This is a genomic window from Commensalibacter nepenthis (genome assembly GCF_029953305.1).
In the GTDB taxonomy this organism is placed as follows: domain Bacteria; phylum Pseudomonadota; class Alphaproteobacteria; order Acetobacterales; family Acetobacteraceae; genus Commensalibacter; species Commensalibacter nepenthis.
In genome coordinates this window covers 1,508,729-1,529,801 of record NZ_JASBAN010000001.1, presented here as the reverse complement: position 1 = coordinate 1,529,801, position 21,073 = coordinate 1,508,729, and the positions used below count along the sequence as shown (strand labels likewise).

General features: G+C 38.6%; 19 protein-coding genes and 1 tRNA gene. 3 read left to right on the top strand and 17 right to left on the bottom strand.

All coding sequences use genetic code 11. From position 1 onward, the window contains the following. Nucleotides 1-144: 144 nt before the first annotated feature. From QJV33_RS07040 to pstS, 7 genes are read right to left on the bottom strand one after another with little or no spacing between them, the layout of a single operon-like run. A complete protein-coding gene (locus tag QJV33_RS07040; protein WP_281462655.1) occupies nt 145-1,398 on the bottom strand; it encodes a sensor histidine kinase in 1,254 nt (417 codons plus the stop codon). After that, the gene (locus tag QJV33_RS07035; RefSeq protein WP_281463400.1) at nt 1,388-2,086 is read right to left on the bottom strand and encodes a response regulator; all 699 of its coding nucleotides are present in this window, start codon (nt 2,084-2,086) and stop codon (nt 1,388-1,390) included. The genes QJV33_RS07040 and QJV33_RS07035 overlap by 11 nt, the downstream gene beginning before the upstream one ends. Further along, complete coding sequence (gene phoU, locus QJV33_RS07030) at nt 2,086-2,802, bottom strand: phosphate signaling complex protein PhoU (RefSeq protein ID WP_281462654.1); 717 nt, start codon at nt 2,800-2,802, stop codon at nt 2,086-2,088. Before phoU ends, QJV33_RS07035 begins: the two co-directional genes overlap by 1 nt. Nucleotides 2,803-2,819: 17 nt before the next feature. Beyond that, nucleotides 2,820-3,602, bottom strand: coding sequence for a phosphate ABC transporter ATP-binding protein PstB (pstB, locus tag QJV33_RS07025; protein ID WP_281462653.1), 783 nt, complete (start codon nt 3,600-3,602; stop codon nt 2,820-2,822). Between the two features lie 6 nt (nt 3,603-3,608). Further along, nucleotides 3,609-4,481 carry a phosphate ABC transporter permease PstA gene (gene pstA, locus QJV33_RS07020; protein ID WP_281462652.1) on the bottom strand — a complete coding sequence of 291 codons (873 nt, stop codon included), beginning with the start codon at nt 4,479-4,481 and terminating at the stop codon, nt 3,609-3,611. Nucleotides 4,482-4,493: 12 nt separating this feature from the next. Then, on the bottom strand, nt 4,494-5,444 hold the full coding sequence (gene pstC, locus QJV33_RS07015; protein ID WP_281462651.1) for a phosphate ABC transporter permease subunit PstC: 951 nt from the start codon (nt 5,442-5,444) through the stop codon (nt 4,494-4,496). Beyond that, nucleotides 5,444-6,505 (bottom strand): phosphate ABC transporter substrate-binding protein PstS, encoded by a 1,062-nt coding sequence (gene pstS, locus QJV33_RS07010; RefSeq protein WP_281462650.1) that lies wholly within the window; start codon nt 6,503-6,505, stop codon nt 5,444-5,446. Before pstS ends, pstC begins: the two co-directional genes overlap by 1 nt. Before the next feature lie 206 nt (nt 6,506-6,711). Here pstS and QJV33_RS07005 point away from each other — a divergent pair, with 206 nt between their 5' ends. Then, nucleotides 6,712-8,421: an OprO/OprP family phosphate-selective porin gene (locus tag QJV33_RS07005; protein ID WP_281462649.1), complete on the top strand. Its 1,710-nt coding sequence runs from the start codon at nt 6,712-6,714 to the stop codon at nt 8,419-8,421. 757 nt (nt 8,422-9,178) lie between these two features. Here the strand turns inward: QJV33_RS07005 and QJV33_RS07000 are convergent. The 3 genes from QJV33_RS07000 to prmC form a co-directional block, all read right to left on the bottom strand. Further along, a tRNA-Met gene (locus tag QJV33_RS07000) sits at nt 9,179-9,253 on the bottom strand. An 82-nt stretch (nt 9,254-9,335) separates the two neighbouring features. Further along, nucleotides 9,336-9,878, bottom strand: coding sequence for a DUF4167 domain-containing protein (locus QJV33_RS06995; RefSeq protein ID WP_281462648.1), 543 nt, complete (start codon nt 9,876-9,878; stop codon nt 9,336-9,338). 226 nt (nt 9,879-10,104) lie between these two features. After that, a complete protein-coding gene (gene prmC, locus QJV33_RS06990; protein WP_281462647.1) occupies nt 10,105-10,965 on the bottom strand; it encodes a peptide chain release factor N(5)-glutamine methyltransferase in 861 nt (286 codons plus the stop codon). Nucleotides 10,966-11,182: 217 nt separating this feature from the next. On the opposite strand from prmC, the gene QJV33_RS06985 reads away from it, so the two are divergent. After that, complete coding sequence (locus QJV33_RS06985; RefSeq protein WP_281462646.1) at nt 11,183-11,440, top strand: hypothetical protein; 258 nt, start codon at nt 11,183-11,185, stop codon at nt 11,438-11,440. Between the two features lie 50 nt (nt 11,441-11,490). On the opposite strand, the gene prfA is transcribed toward QJV33_RS06985, so the two are convergent. The 6 genes from prfA to QJV33_RS06955 all read right to left on the bottom strand — a co-directional run bounded on the left by prfA (nt 11,491) and on the right by QJV33_RS06955 (nt 18,594). Beyond that, nucleotides 11,491-12,573 (bottom strand): peptide chain release factor 1, encoded by a 1,083-nt coding sequence (gene prfA / locus QJV33_RS06980; RefSeq protein WP_281462645.1) that lies wholly within the window; start codon nt 12,571-12,573, stop codon nt 11,491-11,493. Nucleotides 12,574-12,576: 3 nt separating this feature from the next. After that, nucleotides 12,577-13,827, bottom strand: a complete 1,251-nt coding sequence (hisS, locus tag QJV33_RS06975; RefSeq protein WP_281462644.1) for a histidine--tRNA ligase — start codon at nt 13,825-13,827, stop codon at nt 12,577-12,579. Nucleotides 13,828-13,857: 30 nt separating this feature from the next. Then, nucleotides 13,858-14,988, bottom strand: a complete 1,131-nt coding sequence (ispG, locus tag QJV33_RS06970; protein ID WP_281462643.1) for a flavodoxin-dependent (E)-4-hydroxy-3-methylbut-2-enyl-diphosphate synthase — start codon at nt 14,986-14,988, stop codon at nt 13,858-13,860. 134 nt (nt 14,989-15,122) lie between these two features. Further along, nucleotides 15,123-16,256, bottom strand: a complete 1,134-nt coding sequence (locus QJV33_RS06965; protein WP_281462642.1) for a helix-turn-helix domain-containing protein — start codon at nt 16,254-16,256, stop codon at nt 15,123-15,125. A gap of 17 nt (nt 16,257-16,273) precedes the next feature. Then, the gene (locus QJV33_RS06960; RefSeq protein ID WP_408869650.1) at nt 16,274-17,341 is read right to left on the bottom strand and encodes an NAD(P)H-dependent flavin oxidoreductase; all 1,068 of its coding nucleotides are present in this window, start codon (nt 17,339-17,341) and stop codon (nt 16,274-16,276) included. After that, nucleotides 17,341-18,594, bottom strand: coding sequence for an aspartate kinase (locus tag QJV33_RS06955; RefSeq protein WP_281462641.1), 1,254 nt, complete (start codon nt 18,592-18,594; stop codon nt 17,341-17,343). The genes QJV33_RS06960 and QJV33_RS06955 overlap by 1 nt, the downstream gene beginning before the upstream one ends. Nucleotides 18,595-18,781: 187 nt before the next feature. On the opposite strand from QJV33_RS06955, the gene ubiG reads away from it, so the two are divergent. Beyond that, on the top strand, nt 18,782-19,531 hold the full coding sequence (gene ubiG, locus QJV33_RS06950) for a bifunctional 2-polyprenyl-6-hydroxyphenol methylase/3-demethylubiquinol 3-O-methyltransferase UbiG (RefSeq protein ID WP_281462640.1): 750 nt from the start codon (nt 18,782-18,784) through the stop codon (nt 19,529-19,531). 54 nt (nt 19,532-19,585) lie between these two features. Here the strand turns inward: ubiG and QJV33_RS06945 are convergent, their stop codons facing one another. Continuing rightward, nucleotides 19,586-21,055 carry an autotransporter strand-loop-strand O-heptosyltransferase gene (locus tag QJV33_RS06945; RefSeq protein WP_281462639.1) on the bottom strand — a complete coding sequence of 490 codons (1,470 nt, stop codon included), beginning with the start codon at nt 21,053-21,055 and terminating at the stop codon, nt 19,586-19,588. Between the last annotated feature and the right edge of the window lie 18 nt (nt 21,056-21,073).

Sequence of the window (21,073 nt, the reverse complement as noted above, 5' to 3'; positions counted from 1 at the left end):
GTAAAATAGATTATAAAATGGGGAAAAATAGGGTGATTTTGCTAAAAAATAAGGCATATAAGTAGTTGAAATTTAATAAAATATAATAAAATCAATAGGTTGAAAATGCTCTCTAACAGCACCATTTCCCTAATTTATTATAAATTATGTATAATTCATGGGAAACCATATTGAAAAACAACTTCCCTTCCCTAATTGACTTTCTATAATCAAAGCCCCTTTGTGGCGGGTAACAAGATGTTTGACAATAGCCAACCCCAGCCCCGTGCCACCGTTTTTATCATCAGCACGGTAAAAACGTTCCGTTAACCGTGGAATATGATTTTTTTCTATTCCTGGTCCATTATCCTTGATGGAAACCACCCACCCTAAGCCAGGCCACTTGATCCGATCCTCAGAAAAAGAAAGTTCACAAATCACTGTTGCCTCTTGATGATTGCCCAAAGGTGCATATCGCATGGCATTTTCTAAAAGATTATGAAAAATTTGAAAAAGTTGATCTTTTTCTGCATAGATTTCTATTTCCTGCGCTTCGGCATGATCTTTATATTCTAGAATAATTCCTCGATCTTTCATTTTAAATCGTGCTTCTTCTAGTATTTGTTGTAACACATCCTTTAAATTAACATGTTCTTTGATCAGTTTATATTCGTCGCGTTCCACTCTCGATAATGCCAATAATCCATTAGTTAAACGAATCATACGCCCAACTTGCATCTGCATAATATCCAAAAACTTCTTTTGCATCTCAGGGTCAGCATCATCCATTTTTAATAATGTTTGCACGAACCCGTCTAACGATGTCAAAGGGGTGCGTAACTCGTGACTGGCGTGTGCGATAAAGTCAGTACGCATTTGATTAAAAGAAATAGATTGGCTTTGATCGATAATACTAACAAGAACAATATTCTCTAAATGTACTGGACGATCAAAAGAATTAAAAACAAGTTTAAAATAATAAAATTTAGGAAGTTCAAACTGTATCTCTATCTCAACAACAGAGTCTTTTGATTGAGTTTCCAAAGTTTGTATGAATAATGGATGTCGAAAAATATCTAAAAACACATCATTATAATGATTATACGCATAGATGTTGAAATCATAAGCAATGTTATTGGTAAAATACTTGAAATGTTCTTTGTATTCATTTCTTAATGATGCAGAAATGGGCGTTTTTTGATGAGAGATTACCAAAATAGGCAAGGAAATATGATCTATAATAACTTTAAGATCATCTAAGGTTGTAAAAAAACCTTTACTAGAATCCTGAACAATCGAATGCTCTTTAACAGATATAATATTTCTCGAAATTTGTTGAAAAATGAAACGGATGCTTAAACCGATAATAGCACCCAATATAAACACAAATAAAACGTCAAATTCTATATTATTGAACATCAAGAGCATATCCTGCAGATCGAATCGTGCGAATGATATCCCGCTCTCCACCTGCATTTAGCTCTTTTCTTAATCGTAAGATATGAACATCAACCGTTCTAATTTCAACATTCATATTCTCACCCCAAACCGCATTTAATAGCTCTTCACGTGAAAAAACTTTTTTAGGATTACGTAGAAAATATTCTAACATTTTATATTCTGTTGGACCCAAATTAAGCAAACGTTCATTACGATATACGCGGTGCTCTAACATATTAAAGACAATATCTTCGAACCGTAAAACTTCATTTTTAACCTTCGAAGTAAAACTTGAACGCCTCAACACCGCTTTTAATCTTAATAATAATGTATCAATACTAAAAGGCTTAGTAATAAAATCATCTACACCCACATCAAAGGCTGAGATTTCATCCAGCTCTTCTCCTCGCGCCGTTAACATAATAACCGCTAAAGCAGAGATCCCTTCTTTGCTACGAATGTAACGACAAATATCCAGCCCCGTGCCGCCCGGCAAATTCCAATCTAATATTAATGCAGAATAGCTATTATTTTGAATATAAGTCAACGCATCAGCATAGTTCCCAGCCACATCCACCTTATATCCTTTTTTCTCGAGATTATACTGTAGCAATAAGGCAATGGACGTATCATCTTCAACAATCAAAATATTTACCAAGGCATTCATCACGATTCTATCGTATCCTCTATAACATCCACAGGACCCACACGTTGATAAGGGAGCGTATCTCCTGTAAAGACGTAATAATAACTCTCGATAATATTAATGATATGATCCCCTATTCTCTCTAGGTTTTTTACCATAAATAGCAAATGAGAGCATACCCAAATATATTGAGAATCTTTTTCCATTAAGTTGGTTAATTCTGTGAAAACAGACAAATATAAATCATCTACAATGTCATCCACACTCCATAGATGTAACATCAATTTTTGATCTTGCGTAGAAATTGCAATCACCACTTGGCGTAAATTTTCTTGCACTTGTCGTCCCATTGTCAACAACCCTGATAATGGAATATTCTCGTTGATCGTTTTAATTTGAACGATACGACGACACATACCCGCAATTAAATCACCAATACGTTCCAAATCAACACTGACCTTAAACGCAGAAACAATCTCACGTAAATCAATCGCCATCGGTGATCGTAATGCCAATATCTGAATAGAAAAGGCACTGACCATTTTCTCATAGGCATCAATTTCAATATCATGCAGCGCAATTTCATACGCCGTATCAATTTTTCGATCACGTAAGACAACCAACGTTTGTGCCAGCTGATTTTCAACCATACCAAACATGCGTAAAATCATACTGCGTAATTGTTCCAGCTCTTGCTCATAACGGCTGACTGTATGTTCTGGAAGTTTATCTACCATTTTTATATCATTCCTTTTTATCCAAAACGTCCAGTAATATAATCATGCGTTTTGGGCTGAGCTGGCTTTGTAAATAATGTTGCAGCATCGTTAATTTCAACGAGTTCACCAGAATAGAAAAAAGCAACATTATCTGCACAACGTGCTGCTTGTTGTAAATTATGAGTCACTAAAACAATTGTATATTTTTCTTTTAAAATATCCAACAACTCTTCGATCTTAGCCGTTGAAATAGGATCTAGTGCAGATGTGGGCTCATCGAGTAATAACACTTCTGGCTCAACTGCCAACGCTCTGGCAATACATAACCTTTGTTGCTGCCCACCTGATAATCCCAAAGCTGAACGATGTAAACGGTCTTTGACTTCATCCCACAACGCAACCTGGCGCAATGCAGTCTCAATTTTTTCCTGTATCCGCGCAGACGAAGGACGTTCGTACAATTTAATCCCAAACGCAATATTTTCATAAACCGACATACTAAAAGGCGTTGGTTTTTGAAAAACCATTCCAATGCGCGATCTCAAAACATTCAAATCAATGTCTTTGTCCAAAATATTCACACCATCAAACAAAATATCCCCTTTGGCATATTGGTTTGGATATAAATCATACATCCTGTTCAACATTCTTAACAATGTTGATTTCCCACAGCCAGAAGGTCCAATCATCGCTGTGACTTTTTTCGCGGCAATATCAAAGTTAATATCTCTTAGTGCATGATATGCACCATAATAAAAATTCACCTTTTGAATTGAAATAGCAACATTGCTATCCATATTATCCATATTACTTATCATTCCAAATTAATCCTTTTTCCGATGCCTATCCACATATATTCGTGCAATTAGATTTAAACATAAGACAAAAAGAGTAATTAATAATGCCGCTGTCCATGCAAGTTTAATCCATGTGTCATCTGCAGAATCTGCATATTGATAAATTGTTAACGGCAGGCTTGCCATCGGTTTTAAGATATTCCAACTCCAATCCGAGTTGCCTAAAGAGGTAAAAAGTAACGGCGCCGTTTCGCCAGCCATTCTTGATATAGAAAGTAATATACCTGTAATAATACCCCCTTTGGCAGCAGGCAAACAGATAAACAAAATCACTTTCCACTTCGGTGCACCCAGCGCAAAACCGGCTTCATGGATAGCAGACGGAACCATATTCAATGATTCTTCAGTCGTACGCGCAATCACCGGCAACGCCAATAATGCCAACGCCACAGAGCCTGCTAATGCTGAATATCCCATGGTCATCACCAACAGAATATATACAAATAAACCAATTAAAATCGACGGAACTGACATCATAATATCTGCAATAAAGCGGATGATCGTACTCAACTTTTTATTGCTACATTCAGCCAGAAAAATACCCCCTAATATTCCTGTTGGAACAACAATAATAATGGCAATTCCGACTTGAATTATACTGCCTAAAATAGGATTTAATAACCCCCCAGGCAAACCCTGAGGTGCCGTCATATGCGTCAATGTAAAAAAAGATAAACCGGATAAGCCATTAACAAATAATGTAATTAAAACTGAAATTAAAATACAAAGCATAACCAGAATCGTGCCAAAAGCAAAAACCGTCATTAAACGATTCTTTATAAACCGCCACGTAATTAAATTATTTTTACGCCCTTGTAGTTTTTTGACATCTTGTGCCATTTTCACTCAATCCTATCGAGATTTTAAGACTTGCTTTAACAAGAGCTGAGAACAAAACAAAACAACAAAGGAAATCACCATCAATACCGCACCTAATGCCATCAAAGAGGACATCTTTAGGCTGCCTACGGCACTTTCCGAAAATTCCAATGCGATCAAAGATGCAATCGTATTGCTTGGCATAAACAAAGACCAACTGGCATGATGGGCATTTCCAATCACAAAAGTAACCGCCATTGTTTCCCCCAAAGCCCGTCCCCATCCCAGAACGACCCCACCGACAACACCTTTTTGTACCCATGGCACAATCACTTGATGCATCACTTCCCATCTTGTCGCACCTAAACTATAGGCACTTTCCTTAAGCATCACAGGGGTATTAGAAAAAGATTCTTGCATAATTGCGGTAATAAACGGCGTAATCATAATAGCCAAAATTAATCCAGCTGTTAAAATACCAATACCATAAGTTCCCCCTGAAAAAAGAAGCTCTATATAAGGCACATTACCAAAAAGATTTTGTAAAAAAGGTTGAACATATTGAGACATCAATGGAACTAAAATAAAAAATCCCCACATTCCTAAAATAATCGAAGGAATAGCAGCCAATAATTGTATGGTTGCTGTGATATATTTAGAAAACCGTTGTGGCATTAACTCATTTAGACAATATGCACAACCAAAGGATAAGGGTAGCGCCAGAACAACCCCGATACAGGAACTCACCAACGTTCCAATCAAAGCAGCCCCAGCACTGAATTGCTGTTCCCCAGGATTCCAATCTGTAGAGGTTATAAAATGAAAACCAAATACAGAAAACGCCTGTTTCCCTTGCCAAAATAATTCAAAAATCAAACCAAGAAAAATCAAAAAAATCAACGCACCCCCACACCACATCGATGACGTAAACAGAAAGGGTATGATTTTTTTATCTTTTCTATATCCTGATTGTTTCAGCAACATTATTTTGCCTTTGCTTCTTTCCCAGCAACACCAGCATATTCCCAAGTTTTTTCGATTTTTTCTTTAACAACAACAGGCAAAGGAATATAATGCAGCTGGGTCGCAATCGCATCCCCGTGCTCGAATCCCCATCTAAAGAATTTTGTAACTTCTTGAGAAGTTTTATTTTCCGCATGAACCAATACATAAGTTGTGGAAACAATCGGCCAAGAATCTGCACCTTTGGTGTCAATCAAATCAACACTATAATTTTTTGCATGAATCCAATCTGCAGCTTTTGCAGCAGCTTTAATGGAATCTTCGCTGATTGCTACGAAATTACCCGCAACATTTTTTAACTGAGCTGTATTTAAATGATTCTGTAACGCATAAGCATATTCAACATAGCCAATCCCACCTTGAATATTCTTCACCATAGAAGCAACCGCTCCATTGCCGCGTCCACCCATACCAACAGCCCAAGCAATAGAGGTATTGGATCCATAAGCCTTTTTCCAATTTGCGGATTCTTTTGATAAATAAGACGTAAAGACTTGTGTTGTTCCAGAACCATCAGCACGATACACAGCCGCAATACCCGTAGCCGGCAGAGTAACCCCACTATTAATCGCAACAATACGGGGATCGTTCCATTTGGTGATTTTACCAGCATAAATATCAGCGATAATATCCCCAGTCAAACGTAATTGACCTTCTTTCACACCAGGTACATTGACAACAACAGCCACACCACCGATTGCCGTTGGAAATTGCACTAAATTTTCCTGTGTTAATTGTTCAATCGATGTTGGCATATCCAAAGCACCAAAATTAACGGTCTTTGCAATAATCTGATTCTTCCCTGCGCTCGACCCCAAAGGTTGATAATTAACTTTAATGTTAATATCTTTTACAGCACTTGCTGCCCAATTTTGATATAAAGGTGCTGCAAAGCTGGAACCTACACCTGTTATGGTTACGACATCTTGCGCTTTAACATTTGGTAAGACTGCAGCAAAAAAAGCAAAAGAAAGCCCAAGAACAGAAACAACACGAAGATTTTTATTTTGGAAAAAAGACATTAATATTTCCTTAGTTACATAAATTATCCTGTCAAAAACTTTACATAAAAAAACCCAAAAAACGTGTGAATATTTTATGAAAATTAAATCATAACCGTTAAAATTTGTCATATAAAGTTCATAAAACTATTATGAAAATGAAACCCATATTCAATACAAATCATTTAAAAAACCCTTAAAATATCTTTATGAATTAGGGTTTCAATATGGCTATCTATACTCCATTGCAGCTTACGCTTTTGCTGACAACGATTGTCAGTACAGCATTAATCCCATCTTTTTCCGCACATGCTGATACAAGTCAAGAAGCAACTTTAAAAGCTATGAATAAACAAATGATCGAAATGAATAAACAGATCATGGCACTTAAGAAAGAGGTCGTTACCTTACGTTCTCAACAAAAAAGTCTAAAAGCAAGCCAAACAGCTAGCCGTAGCACAAAAAGCAAAAGAATGGTTGCCCAACGTGCTCCTGAAACAGAGCCTACCCCCCTAATTTCTCATACAACGACACCATCCGGACAACCAGATCCTAAAATGATCAACGTTGCAGACCAATCTGACGATGAACGTCGCAATGAAAAATCAGTCATTGAATTATTACATAATGATGGTTTACCCCCACCCGATCGTGGTGCTTCTTTCTGGTCACCAAATATGCCTTTATTTTCCTCAGCCACTAAGCATGATGAAACCGTATATGTGGGTGGTATTCGTATCGGCTTCCCAAGTGGAAGACCAACAATCGCCACAGACGATGGTCGATATAGCTTCTCTATTGGTCTTGCATTACAAGAAGATATTGGCAGTTATATTAATTCTGGTACCAGAAGAGGTGAAGCAAAAGGGCGATTCTCTCAGTTTAGAGAAACTTTACGCCGTGCTCGTATTCCGCTCACTTTCCGATATACGGATTTCGCAGTCAATATTACACCCGATTTTGGTGGCGGAAGTGCTGGATTGTATGAAGGCAACATGCAATATGGTGGCTTAAAAAATACAATCCTAACTTTCGGTTTCTTTGAACCTCGCGTGACCTTAGAAGGCTCCGAAAGCTCAAACGAAGGCGCATTAATGGAACGCCCTGCTGCGGTCGAACTTGCCCGTGGTATCGCGGCGGGGGATTCTCGCTTTAGTATTGGTGGTGTGACTTATGGAAAACGCTGGTATGTCGGCAGTTATTTCACAGGGCATACTTACACTGCAACCAAAGATAATCCCGATATTATCAAAGACCAAACAGGTGGCATGTTACGCGTTGCAGGACGCCCCTATGCCAGCAAAGATATGGATTTACATTTAGGTTTATCTGCATCGAGTGCTTTCAACGTTGCACAAACCAACAAGGGTAAGCAATATAATTTTTCTGGCTCTCCTGGCTTCAGGTTAACCCAAGAAACATTAATCAAAACAGGCGTTTTGGATAAGGTAAGCAATGTTTGGGAAGCAGGTCCCGAACTGGCATTCCGTTGGAATCGATTCCTAGCCAAAGGTGAATATATTCAATATGGGATTAATCGTTCAGGCGGGGAAAGAAGCCTGAATTTCGATGGATATTATACATCTTTAACATATACTATCTTAGGAAAACCAAGAGCTTACGATATTCGTTCTGCGGCATTCCGTGCGCCCGCAGTGGAATATAATTTTGATCCCAAACAAAATCATTGGGGTGCTTTGGAGGTCAGCGGCCGTTGGAGTGTCCTAGATCTAAATAGTCATAAAAACTCTTCTGACGGTGTGCAAGGTGGTAAACAGACCGTCTGGACCGGTGGTGTCAACTGGTATCCAAATCCACATTTCAGAGTTTCTTTGAATTATGACCACGTAATGACAAGCTCTACTCCGAATAATTCTTTGAATATCAGAGGCAGAAATATGGATGTTGTAGCCGCAAGATTCCAAGCTGCTTTCTAAAACCAACTTGTAACAATGAATATCAGAAAGACATATAATCTCTTTACTCATTCTTTTGAAGCCTTGTTGTTACATTGATATAATACTCCATAGACACCTGATTCTATATCCTCTTAGGAAAGTATAGATCAGGTGCCTAATCTTTTTATCTATCGAATTACGCTTACCCTTTAAACCTATCCATATTTTATTATAAGCAAAAAAGTCACTCTGAAAAATCCACGCAAACATAAAAAAATTGCAGTATTTTGGATACAAACTAGAACAGTTTTACGATTTTTTTGAACAAATGATATCCGAAAAATATTCTCAATATATTACTCCGTACCAATGGGTTAGAGCTTAACGAACAATCAGAAGCGTATTTTAAGCAAATAATCATGCTCTACGAATCCTTAAATCAAACTTTAAAAATTCCAAACAACATTTTTTGGCAAAAGATTAAAGAGCAAATACATTATAATAAAAGTGATACCTAATTATATGCACAGGATATTTTTCTATGATCAATAAGAGGAATCACTATGAGTATATTTATCGAAACGAAGTTGATTTTATGGGGATGTGTCGGCTTTATTATTTCTGATTTAATAATAATTATTTTAAGTAATCAATACGAAAAGTAATTCAGCTTTTACAAAATTACGTATGAACGAAACTAAGTTATAATTTGCGGATTATTTCTGTTAATTAAAACATGCAATATAAAATTTTCTAATGAATAAATAATTTAATATCTCACTAATATATTAAATTATGGTAGCGACGGGCGGATTTGAACCACCGACCAAGGGATTATGATTCCCCTGCTCTACCACTGAGCTACGCCGCCTTATGTAATCTAAAGACGAGGTCTAATTACTCTTATTTCATACAGAAAGTCAAGTCTTTTTCGCTCGTCTTTAAAATTATTTTTAATTGCTTTCCTCCTGCAATTTCTTTTTAGCAGCAACAGAGCGCGCTGGTCTACCACGACGGGCTGGACGAACTGGCGCTGGCTCAGCATTTTCTTCAGCCACAGATGGAGTTTCGGCGGGTTGCTCTACAACCACTTCCACTGTTTCCTCAACAACTTCGGGTTGTGGTGCGTCCTCAACTAATGCAGCTACAGGCGTATTTTCATCAGAATTTTCAGAATACCCAGCGTTATTATTATGATGTTGCGGGCGTTGTTGTTGACGCTGTTGTGCAGACTGATTCATCATAATTAAAATACGAGAATAATGCTCTGCATACTGAAAAAAACTTTCTGCAGCGACACGATCTCCAGAACTTAACGCATCGCGACCATGCTGAAGATATTTTTCGTGAAGCTGTTGAGCAGTCCCACGGATACGTGTATCTGGCCCATTACTATCGAAAACATGATTCCGATTAAATGAGGTCTGTCCGTTTTGATGACGATTACCCCCATTACCAGGGCGATGGTAACGGCTTCGCATACGTTTTGTATTCATAAGTTGTCGCTGTGCTTTCCTATTCGCAATAGCTTTAAATTCAGGAACTAAGTTCTGAAAAGTCACTATTTAAATATCATAATAAAAATATGAATCTTTCAGTATATTAATTGATCTTTATTTTCGTGTTCACTATAGAAACAATTAATTCACTTAACTCTATTAGGTAATATCTATTGTCTTTAGTTTTACCTACGCAATCTAATTTAATAATTGCAACATTCTTTTATAATGTCTGTCGAGATAAAACAAGGGCTCTGGTGCAATCATTTAGATCTTGTTGTTTTTGAACAACATATAATCCCCTAGATAAAGCAATATCAGAAACTTCCTCGTCCTGCTTTATACCAAGCTCCAACACTAATATACCCTGATTTGATAATAAATCAACCGCCTGATTACAAATATATCGATAGGCATCTAATCCATCCTCTCCACCATCAAGTGCTGACATAGGTTCATACTCTTTGACTTCGGGCATTAATTCCAATAATTCTTTTTTACGAATATAAGGGGGGTTAGACAAAATCACATCAAAAGAGCCTTGCAATCCATCTGCCCAATTGCCTGTCATAAATGCAGCTCTCTTTTCTAACTGACAATATTTGGCGTTTCTGCTCGCAAGCAACGCTGCTGCTTCTATCTTATCAACACCAATGCCAAACGCATTGGGATATTCTGATAGTGCCGATAACAATAAACATCCTGTGCCTGTTCCTAAATCAAGGAAATTATACAGCTTCTGACGATCGGGGAGTAATTTAAGCAATACTTCAATCAGCGTTTCTGTATCTGCCCTTGGAATTAACGTTGCTGGAGAAACTGCCAAATCTAAACTCCAAAACCCTTGCTCTTTGACAATATATGCAAAAGGTTCTCTTTTCGCACGCCGTGCAAAAAATTGACGAATAAGCACTGGATCAATCAGCGTATTTTTATCCATCATAAAAATCTCGGACATAGTTTTTTGTAGAGCTGCTGCGATTAATAGCTGAGCCTCTCGCCGAGGATCTTCTACCTCTGCAACCTTTAAGATTCTCTCACCTTCTTCTATTAACAATCCCAAAGAGATTTGTGCATCTTGCATAATGATAAACTTTAAAAATTTTAAATAAAATCAATTAATAATAGTCAAATTATTTCGAAAATATGATGAAATCACTCTATGATCCACGAACGATATCATAGATTAAATAATGACAGAAACCTCAAATAAAATATTTTGATAATTTAGAAGCACTTTTATGTGAGAATAATCAATTTGGACAACGGTCAATCTTTGATAACAAGGGAATTATATTCATTTGAAAGAAAATCTTCCCAGATGTTCAAAAGAAGAATTAACAAACTTTAATAGAATCCTTATCAAACGTTATGATAATTTAAGAAACATAAACGCGATAAAGTCAGAATTATCGTTCTGGTATAAATTCAGAAAAGATTTACAAAAAGAAAAAGAAGCAAATAAAGTCGCAGCAGACGATACATATCAGCAACCTATTTCAATATTAGAACAAATAATTCGGAAAATTGAAGAATCTATAAAAAATAAAGAAACCTAAACAAAATACCTCATACTAGGCATATCAACCCAATATGAGATATTAAAAACTTACATCGCTTCTTCAGCTGCTAATAATCTTGATTGTTCTTCCTGAGCTAAGCTATCCACAACTTCATCTAACTCTCCCAACATAATACGATCGATTTTATGAAGGGTAAGGTTAATACGATGATCCGTCACACGCCCTTGTGGAAAGTTATACGTACGAATACGTTCAGAACGATCCCCCGTCCCCACCTGAGAACGACGATCCGCAGCACGATCCGCATGCAATGAAGCACGCTGTTGTTCATATAAACGCGCCCGCAAGATTTTCATTGCCTTGGCTTTGTTTTTATGCTGACTTTTTTCCTCTTGCATCGCCACCACGACACCCGAAGGCATATGGGTAATACGCACCGCACTTTCTGTTTTATTAACGTGCTGACCACCCGCACCAGAAGCACGATATACGTCAATACGCAGATCTTTTTCATCAATATCCACGTCAACTTCTTCAGCCTCAGGCAATACAGCCACCGTCACGGTTGATGTATGAATACGCCCTTGACTTTCCGTTGCAGGAACACGTTGCACACGATGAACACCTGATTCATATTTTAAACGAGCAAACACGTTGTTGCCCGAAATTGAAGCCATCGCGCCTTTGATCCCACCAACGCCTGTATCATCATACTCCATAACTTCGAAACGCCAACCATTCATATCTGAATACCGTTGATAAGCACCAAATAGCTCTGCTGCGAATATCCCAGCCTCATCCCCACCTGCGGCAGGACGGATTTCTAAAATAGCATTCCCTTCATCAGCTTTGTCTTTGGGAAGCATCGCCAAACGAATATCATGTCTTAATTGTGGAACTTTTTCATTTAATACTTCTAACTCAGCTTCTGCCAAATCCTTCATTTCAGGATCTTGCAACATATCTTCAGCAGCTTTGGTTTCTTCCTCGGCATTACGCAATGCATGAACCAACTCAACAATCCGATTTAAGTCAGCATACTCACGAGATGCCTCCATAAATTCGTCGCCTGAAATCTCAGTTGATAAAATATGTTGCAGCTCTTCTGAACGAGCAACAATTTTATCCAAACGATCATTAAAACTTACAGAAAATTCTTCAGAAGACATCGATTATTTCGCCAATTTCATTTTACAATGCGCCACAAGATCCGCTAATGCAACTTCAGCTTGCTCGCCAGAGATTAAGTCTTTTACTTGCACAACTTGTTTTTGTGCTTCGTCCTCACCAATTAACAACGCCAATGGTGCATTTTGTTTATTCGCACGTTCCATTTGTTTACGCAAATTTCCTTTATACGCAACTTCGGCATAAATGTTATCATAACGCAATGCTTGTAATGCAGAAAACGCAACCTGATGCACATCATCAGAAAGTGGAATAATAACGACTGGTGCTGAAACCTTTGGGCTTTCCTCTAGCAACAAAGCCAAACGTTCCACCCCTGCTGCCCAACCAATCGATGGGACAGACGGACCGCCCATTTCTTCAACAAGACCTTCATAACGTCCACCAGCTAAAACAGTACCTTGCGCACCAAGCTTTGTTGTAACAAATTCAAATACTGTATGACTGTAATAATCTAATCCACGCACAATATAAGGATTTTCTTTGAACGGAATATTAAATTGATCCAACGCCACTCTTAATTGATCCCAAAAATTTTGTGCTTCAGGAGTCATATGATCTTTCAAAGCTGGGGCATTCGCTAATAAAGCACGATCCTCAGGTGCTTTGCTATCTAAAATACGTAAAGGATTTTTTTCTAAACGATTACGGCTATCTTCGGATAACTTGGATTGAAATGCTTGAAAATAAGAGATTAACGCCTCTCTCCACGCTTTACGACTTGCAACATCACCCAATGTATTCAACTCTAACACCACATCATCGGCAATGCCCAGCTCACGCAAAATATGATAGCCCATTGCGATCATTTCTGCATCTGCAAATGGTGTAGACGTTCCTAATAATTCAGCACCAATTTGATGAAACTGACGGTAACGCCCTTTTTGAGGACGCTCATAACGAAACATCGGACCCGCGTAAAAAGCCTTTTGTGGCAAAGATTGAGTCAATCCATTCGTCACCAATGCACGACAAATCCCAGCAGTTCCTTCTGGACGTAAGGTCAAGGAATCCCCACCGCGATCTTCAAAACAATACATTTCTTTAGAAACCACATCCGAAGTTTCCCCTAGAGAGCGTGCAAATACCGTTGTTTCTTCAAAAACGGGAGTAGTCCATTCTTCGAACCCATAAAGAGAGGTTACTTTTTTTGCAACTTGAATAACATGTTGATGGCGTCTAGAGTCTTCACCAATTAAATCATGTGTTCCACGAACGGGCTTTACCACACTCACGCTTTTTATCCTGTCTTGTATTAAATTAAATTATTTAGATGCTTCTTTAGCTTTGGCTGCTGCTTTTTCTGCTTCAATCGCTGCTGCTTTTTTCTCTACTAACTCAACGATATGGTCAATCATTTCTTCAGCAGGTACCGTGTGATCTTGCTTACCAGCCATATACACCATGTGACGACCAGAACCACCACCAGTTACACCAACATCCGTCATGGTTGCTTCACCAGGACCATTCACCACACACCCAATCACAGACAAAGTCAATGGCGTTTCAATATGTGCCAAACGTTCTTCAAGCTTTGCAACGGTTGGAATCACTTGGAACCCTTGACGCGCGCAAGATGGGCAAGAAACCACATGTACCCCACGATGACGTAACCCAAGGCTCTTTAAAATATCCCAACCAACAGCGACTTCTTCTTCTGGTTCAGCGGATAAAGAAACACGCATCGTATCCCCAATCCCTGCCCATAACAAAGAACCCAAACCAATTGAAGATTTCACGGTTCCAGCACGTTTACCACCTGCTTCGGTAATACCGATATGAAGTGGATAATCACAAGCTTCGGATAATTGACGATAAGATTCCACTGCCAAGAACACATCCGATGCCTTTACACTGATTTTAAATTCACGAAAGTCATTATCTTCTAAAATCTTCGCATGTTCTAGTGCGCTTTCTACCAACGCATCGGGATTAGGCTCACCATATTTTTCCAACAAATGCTTTTCCAAAGAACCCGCATTCACTCCAATACGAATAGAGCAATTATAATCCTTGGCAGCTTTAATCACTTCACGAACACGCTCTGCGCTGCCAATATTACCTGGATTAATCCGCAAACACGCCGCACCAGCTTGAGCTGCTTCAATTGCTCTTTTGTAATGGAAATGAATATCAGCAACAATCGGCACATTTACGTTTTGGACGATTTCTTTTAATGCGGCCGTACTGGCTTCATCAGGACAAGAAACACGAACAATATCCACGCCCACTTTTTCTGCACGTTTGATTTGTGCAATGGTTGCTTTGGCATCACTGGTCAACGTATTTGTCATCGTTTGTACACTGATAGGTGCACCGCCACCAACAGGCACTGATCCAACATGAATCTGACGAGTTTTATTGCGTTCAATATGTTGATATGGGCGTAAGCTCATTTACTTTTAATCTCCGAAATAATCTTTATACATATATATCAAATAATCCAAAAAAATCACTATATACTCTTGTTCACTCGTTTATTTATTTAAGCATCCCTTATCAAAACCACAATTCTTCCTGACATTAAAACTTACCGATTAAGCTGCTTTGCATTCAAATCATCAGCAGATACATCATGTTTAGAACGAGAAACAGGTTTTGAAACAACAGATTTTTTAACTCTAGTTGTAATCCCATCAGATGATGGTTTACTTTCTGTCCCTTGATTTGTCTCTTGGTCTGAAGGATGCAACAACTGATCTGCCTTAGAAGCATTTAATACAAATCGACGTAACGTTTTGCCTTTTTTCCCCAACGGTAAGGATTGTATTTCACCTTTTTGCAAGACAATAACACCTGGATTCCCAATTGTCATAATCACTTCATCTTTATCACTAGGGATTTGCCAAGTTTCATCAGTTTTTAACAGTTTTTGATATAAAACGTGCCCTTCTTTATCTTTGACTTGTACCCAACTTGGCGCAATGGCTTTAATCACTAAAGGCTGCTCTGGCTGTTTAACTTCAACAGCAGCTGCGGTTTGAGTCTCAGGAGCTGGCGCTGGTAATGATGGTAATTCTGCTGGTTGTGAAGGCTGTGATGGCTGAGACGATATTGCAACAGGCTGTTGGTTAGTTACAGACATATCAGGTGCTGCTTTCACATCAACAGGTTGGTTATCCTGCTGACCATCCTGAGCCAACGGGGTTGGATGATCGGTCGGCATAATCGAAGCTATTTGCGGGGAAATTTGCTGAGACACCCCAGCATTCTTATCAATCTGCATTGGCGGTGGTGGAATGACTTCTGGAGGAGCTTGATGATGATCAGATATTTTGTACCAACCAATATAAGCACCAACCATAATGATAAGGCTAACCAGTACGATAACCGCTGCTGGAATACCACTTTGTGGAACGGGCGCAGGAAACATCAACTGTTGTTTTTCAGAATTAACTTTATTTTCCTGTCGAAATTGTTTTACCAACGCGTCGCTGTCAAGATTTAACAATTCAGCATAAGCACGCAAAAAACCAGAAGCATAAGCAACTCCAGGCAATTGATCGATACGCCCGTCCTCTAATGCCTTCAAAAAAACCCAACGAATACGCAATCGTTGAGAAGCCTCATCAAGACTAATCCCAAGTTCTTCTCTGCGTTTTTTGATTACATTCCCAATTGAATGTATATTCTGATCGGAATTCAGTTGATTTAAGTCGCTCATGCTGCTTTCAACCTAGTTTATTGATGAATATGAATCCGTTTCCGTCGGGCAACCAATGCATCGACAGCTTGTTGAACCAAATTATGGATAATATTTTGAACTGGCAATATTTCTTTGACCATGCCGACAGACTGACCTGCCATCACAGAACCATTTTCAATATCACCATCCTTTACTGCACGACGCAAAGCACCCGCCCAAAAATGTTCAATGTCTAATTGAGCTTCTTCTTTGCCCACTTCTTGACGTTGGTATTTTTGAATAACCGCAGCTTGATGTTTCATAAATTCTTTGGTGCCCTGATTTGCCAAGGCACGAACAGGAATTACTGGAAAAGAATCATCAATTTGTACCGTCGTAATTGCATCACGCGCCGCAGCCCTGACAAAAGCCTTTTTGAAATTTTCGTGCGCTTGACTTTCAACAGATGCTGCAAAAACCGTACCTAATTGAGCCCCAGATGCCCCCATTTCAAGATAGGATAAAATCGCATCTCCACGCCCAATCCCACCAGCAACAAAAACTGGCACTTCACGAATAACGGGCAATATTTCCTGAGCCAATACGGTCAAAGAGACAGGTCCTACATGCCCGCCTGCTTCTGCACCTTCGATAACAATTGCATCAACGCCCATTTTAATTAAACGTTTTGCCAAAACCAAAGCAGGTGCAAAAGCAATGACTTGAGCCCCACCATCTTTAATTTTCTTTATCGCAGCACCAGAGGGAACCCCGCCTGCCAAGACAATATGCTTCACATTTAATTTTAAACAAACTTCAATCAATTCGTTTAACTGAGGATGCATTGTTATTAAATTGACACCAAAAGGCTTGGTGGTTATGGATTGCGTTCCGATAATTTCCGCTTCTAACAAAGCAGGATCCATCGCTCCACAAGCAATCACCCCAAAACCACCCGCACTAGAAATCGCAGAAACAAGATTGCGTTCACTGACCCAAGACATGGCACCGCCTAAAATGGCAATTTCGCTGCCTAAAAACTCAGCACCTCTGCTCCATAAAGAAGTCAGTTCATTAAGTGCATCTTTATCCAAGCCCGTCATATCAACAGTCGTATGTTGCATTATTGAGCATCCAATCCATAAGCAGTATGTAAAGCACGGACTGCTAATTCAACATATTCAGCTGCAACCAACACAGAAACTTTTATTTCACTGGTAGAGATCACTTGCACATTAATTGAACGTTCTGCCAATGTTTTAAACATCGTATTTGCAACCCCAGTATGAGAGCGCATCCCAATACCAACAACGCTGATTTTTACGACATCATCATCGGTTAACATTTCTGCAAAACCAATTTTTTCTTTCTCACGTTCTAAAATCTGTTGAACATTTAATAAATCAGTTTTTGGAACAGTAAACGTCATATCTGTTTTTTGATTACTGCCACTGCTTTGAACAATCATGTCAACATTTACATTTTCACGTGCCAAAGGGGCAAAAACGGATGCGGCAATTCCAGGATGATCGGGAATATCTTTGATAACAACTTTAGCTTCATTTAAAGAATATGCAATACCAGTAATTTGTTCTTTTTCCATAATTTCATCCTCACTTACAACCAAAGATCCAGGTAACGAATTTTCCATTGGCGCTGGATTATCCTCAAAACTCGATAATACTTGAACCCGAACTTGTTCTTTCATCGCCAATTCGACACTACGTGTCTGTAATACTTTTGCCCCAACTGAAGCTAACTCTAACATTTCTTCATACGCAATAGCAGAAATACGTTTTGCTTTTTTAACTATTCTTGGGTCTGTTGTATAAATCCCATCAACATCCGTGTAAATATCACAACGTGTTGCTTGCATACTGGCTGCTAACGCAACCGCCGATGTATCTGAACCACCACGACCCAGAGTCGCAACACGCCCATTTTCATCAACCCCTTGGAACCCAGCAATCACTGGAACAACACCAGATTGCATACATTCAATCAATTTCGCAGAATCAATCGATTTAATTCTCGCTTTGCTATGCGCATCATCGGTCAAGATCGGGATTTGCCACCCTGCCCAAGAACGTGATTGAACACCAAGATTTTGTAAAGCAATCGCTAATAATCCACTTGTTACTTGTTCACCTGTCGCAACAATTGAATCATACTCACAAGGATCATACAAAGGGTTCAATAATTCACAATAACCCACCAACTGATTGGTTACACCAGACATTGCAGAAACAACAACCGTTACTTCACACCCTGCATCCACCTGTTTCTTGACCGTTTTCGCAACATTACGAATTCGATCCAGATCGGCAACAGAGGTTCCACCAAACTTCATTACTATTCTAGGGGCACTAAGAGGCATAAAAAGCAAACTCCGTAATCATTATTTTCATTATTACTCTTTACATAATGAAAATATAAACTTTATGTATTGAAAATATCGTTAAATGAATACTTAACCTAGTTATAATTGATAATCAAACTATTGACTTATTTTTTTGTTTATAATTTGATTAATTTTACTTGACGACCCTGTGAAAGGCCAGACCATGTCCACCGTTACACCACATAATCCAGACAATCAAAAGAATTCTGTAAAAGAAGATGAAATTAATCGTTTTAATGCCATTGCCAGTGAATGGTGGAATCAAACTGGTCCAATGAGCCCGCTCCACGAAATGAATGCACTACGTATCGAATGGATTCAACATTTTTTAAAAACCTATCCTCTTGATACCAACCAACCTATTCTCGATATTGGGTGCGGCGTTGGTATAGCCAGTGAAGGTCTTGCCTCTTTGGGATATAATATATTGGGCGTTGATGCCGGGAGAGATGTCATTCAAGCCGCACAAAATCATCTTGATACCATTCCATTACCTCCCAAAAGTGGTCATATCACCTATCGCGTGGGAACCATTGAAGAACTTGTAGAGGAAAAAAAACAATTTCAAATTATCACGGCGTTAGAGCTTTTAGAACATGTCAATGATCCGCAACAATTCGTTCATAATATTGCTGAACTTTTGACCGATCAAGGAATGGCTTTTCTATCCACAATTAACCGTAATATTCCCTCTTTCCTATTCGCCAAAGTCGGAGCCGAATATTTAACACGCAAATTGCCGATTGGCACGCATAGTTGGAAACAATTCATCACACCCGCTGAACTTGGAAAAATGGCACATCATGCAGGACTGCGAGTTATCGATATAGCAGGTTTAACCATGAGACCTAATGGCTGGAAAATATCGCAAGACGTAAAAATTAATTATATGGTTTGCTTGTCTAAAATATAGAACTTAACAAACAAAAAGCATTCGAGTTTTTAAACCCGAATGCTTTATTTATCGTTAGGCGTTATTAATTACTTCTGATCGGCATCCTGGAATTTGCAAAATTGTTTTAATCACATGTTGATGTGAAATCCCTTTTGTGCATTCAAACTGACGCGGTGTTTTTTCATGTTTGGGACAATATAGAAAATTACTATGATCAAATTGATACCGAACATCATTCCAACAACCGTTACAAACATGCGTGCTAAAGACACGATAAGGTGTGTCAAATTCAGTTGATGGATGCGTAAATCCAGAAATAATGACAACAGGTATACCCGCGCCCCATGCCAACCATGCCAGACCAGAAGATAAACCAACAAAGAATTCAGCATGTTTTAACCAACGTGCTCTTTCCGTTAAAGAACGATTTCCTGTTTGATCTTCTGCACCATTTGGAATATGGTTCCAAACCAAATCACGACCAAAAGCAACTTCTTTATCGATACAAATGACACGATATCCAACTGATTTTAAGAACTTAATCACTTGATGCCATCCAAAGGGATTGTTCCAATACTTACATTGTGTAGAAGCTTGCGTTGCAATAACAACATACGGCTCCTCTATCGGTCTTGTATCATCACTATATGTTAACTTAGGGGGTTCTTCTGTAGGATCAACGCCTAAAATATAGCCAGCAGTACGATGCAACCCTACTTGTCTGAAATCCTCAGGTTGCCAATGATTATCATCGTCTTGAAAGAATAATCCTATGTAATAAGAAGCGTAATAAGAATCTTTTGGTTCTTTCTTGGCGTATTCCAACGCATTCACAAACCTAATTTCTGGATAAGACTTCTCAAACAATTCAATTAATGGCTGAGCAATCGCAAGCGTCAAATTACAACAATGTTTTTCTCTAAACTTCTCAGCATAAGGCATCCATCCCAAAGAATCCCCTAAAGATCCTACGGGGAATACAATCAACACATCCTTACCTACTGCATTATATTGATGAGAAAATACTTCTTCTTGCTGCCCATCCTTTTTAATTTTGTAAACCGTGATTTTTCCATTTAAATAATGATGCTTCGCTGATGCGGCGTGTCCTGTATCAAAACAAGGTTGATCCAGTAAAGCAACCTCTGCATCTTGATCATATAGTTGAATACGCCATCCTTCACCTTCTGCTGGTTTTGGTACAGAAACACGCATCGCAAAATTAAAGTCAAAAGCAATTCCTTGACCCGCATCTTGAGTTGGAATTGCTGGCGGCTGAATTAAGCTGTTTTCAGATTGAGATGACTGTTGAGCCCCATTCGAAGCATTATCTGCATTTTGTTGGTTTGAAGGACTATTATCCCCACCTATTGCTGGAGAGAATTTTTTTGCCAACTCATCAATGATTGGTTGATTTATTGCACTTTCATTTTTCTGTTCTAAATTAGATTGTTGATTTGAATTGCTTGCGTCCTGTTCTTCACGTGTTTTTAATTTAATACGTTCAAAACCCTCAACTTTAACTTTAGGATCTTCACTCATTCTCTATTTCCTTTTAAT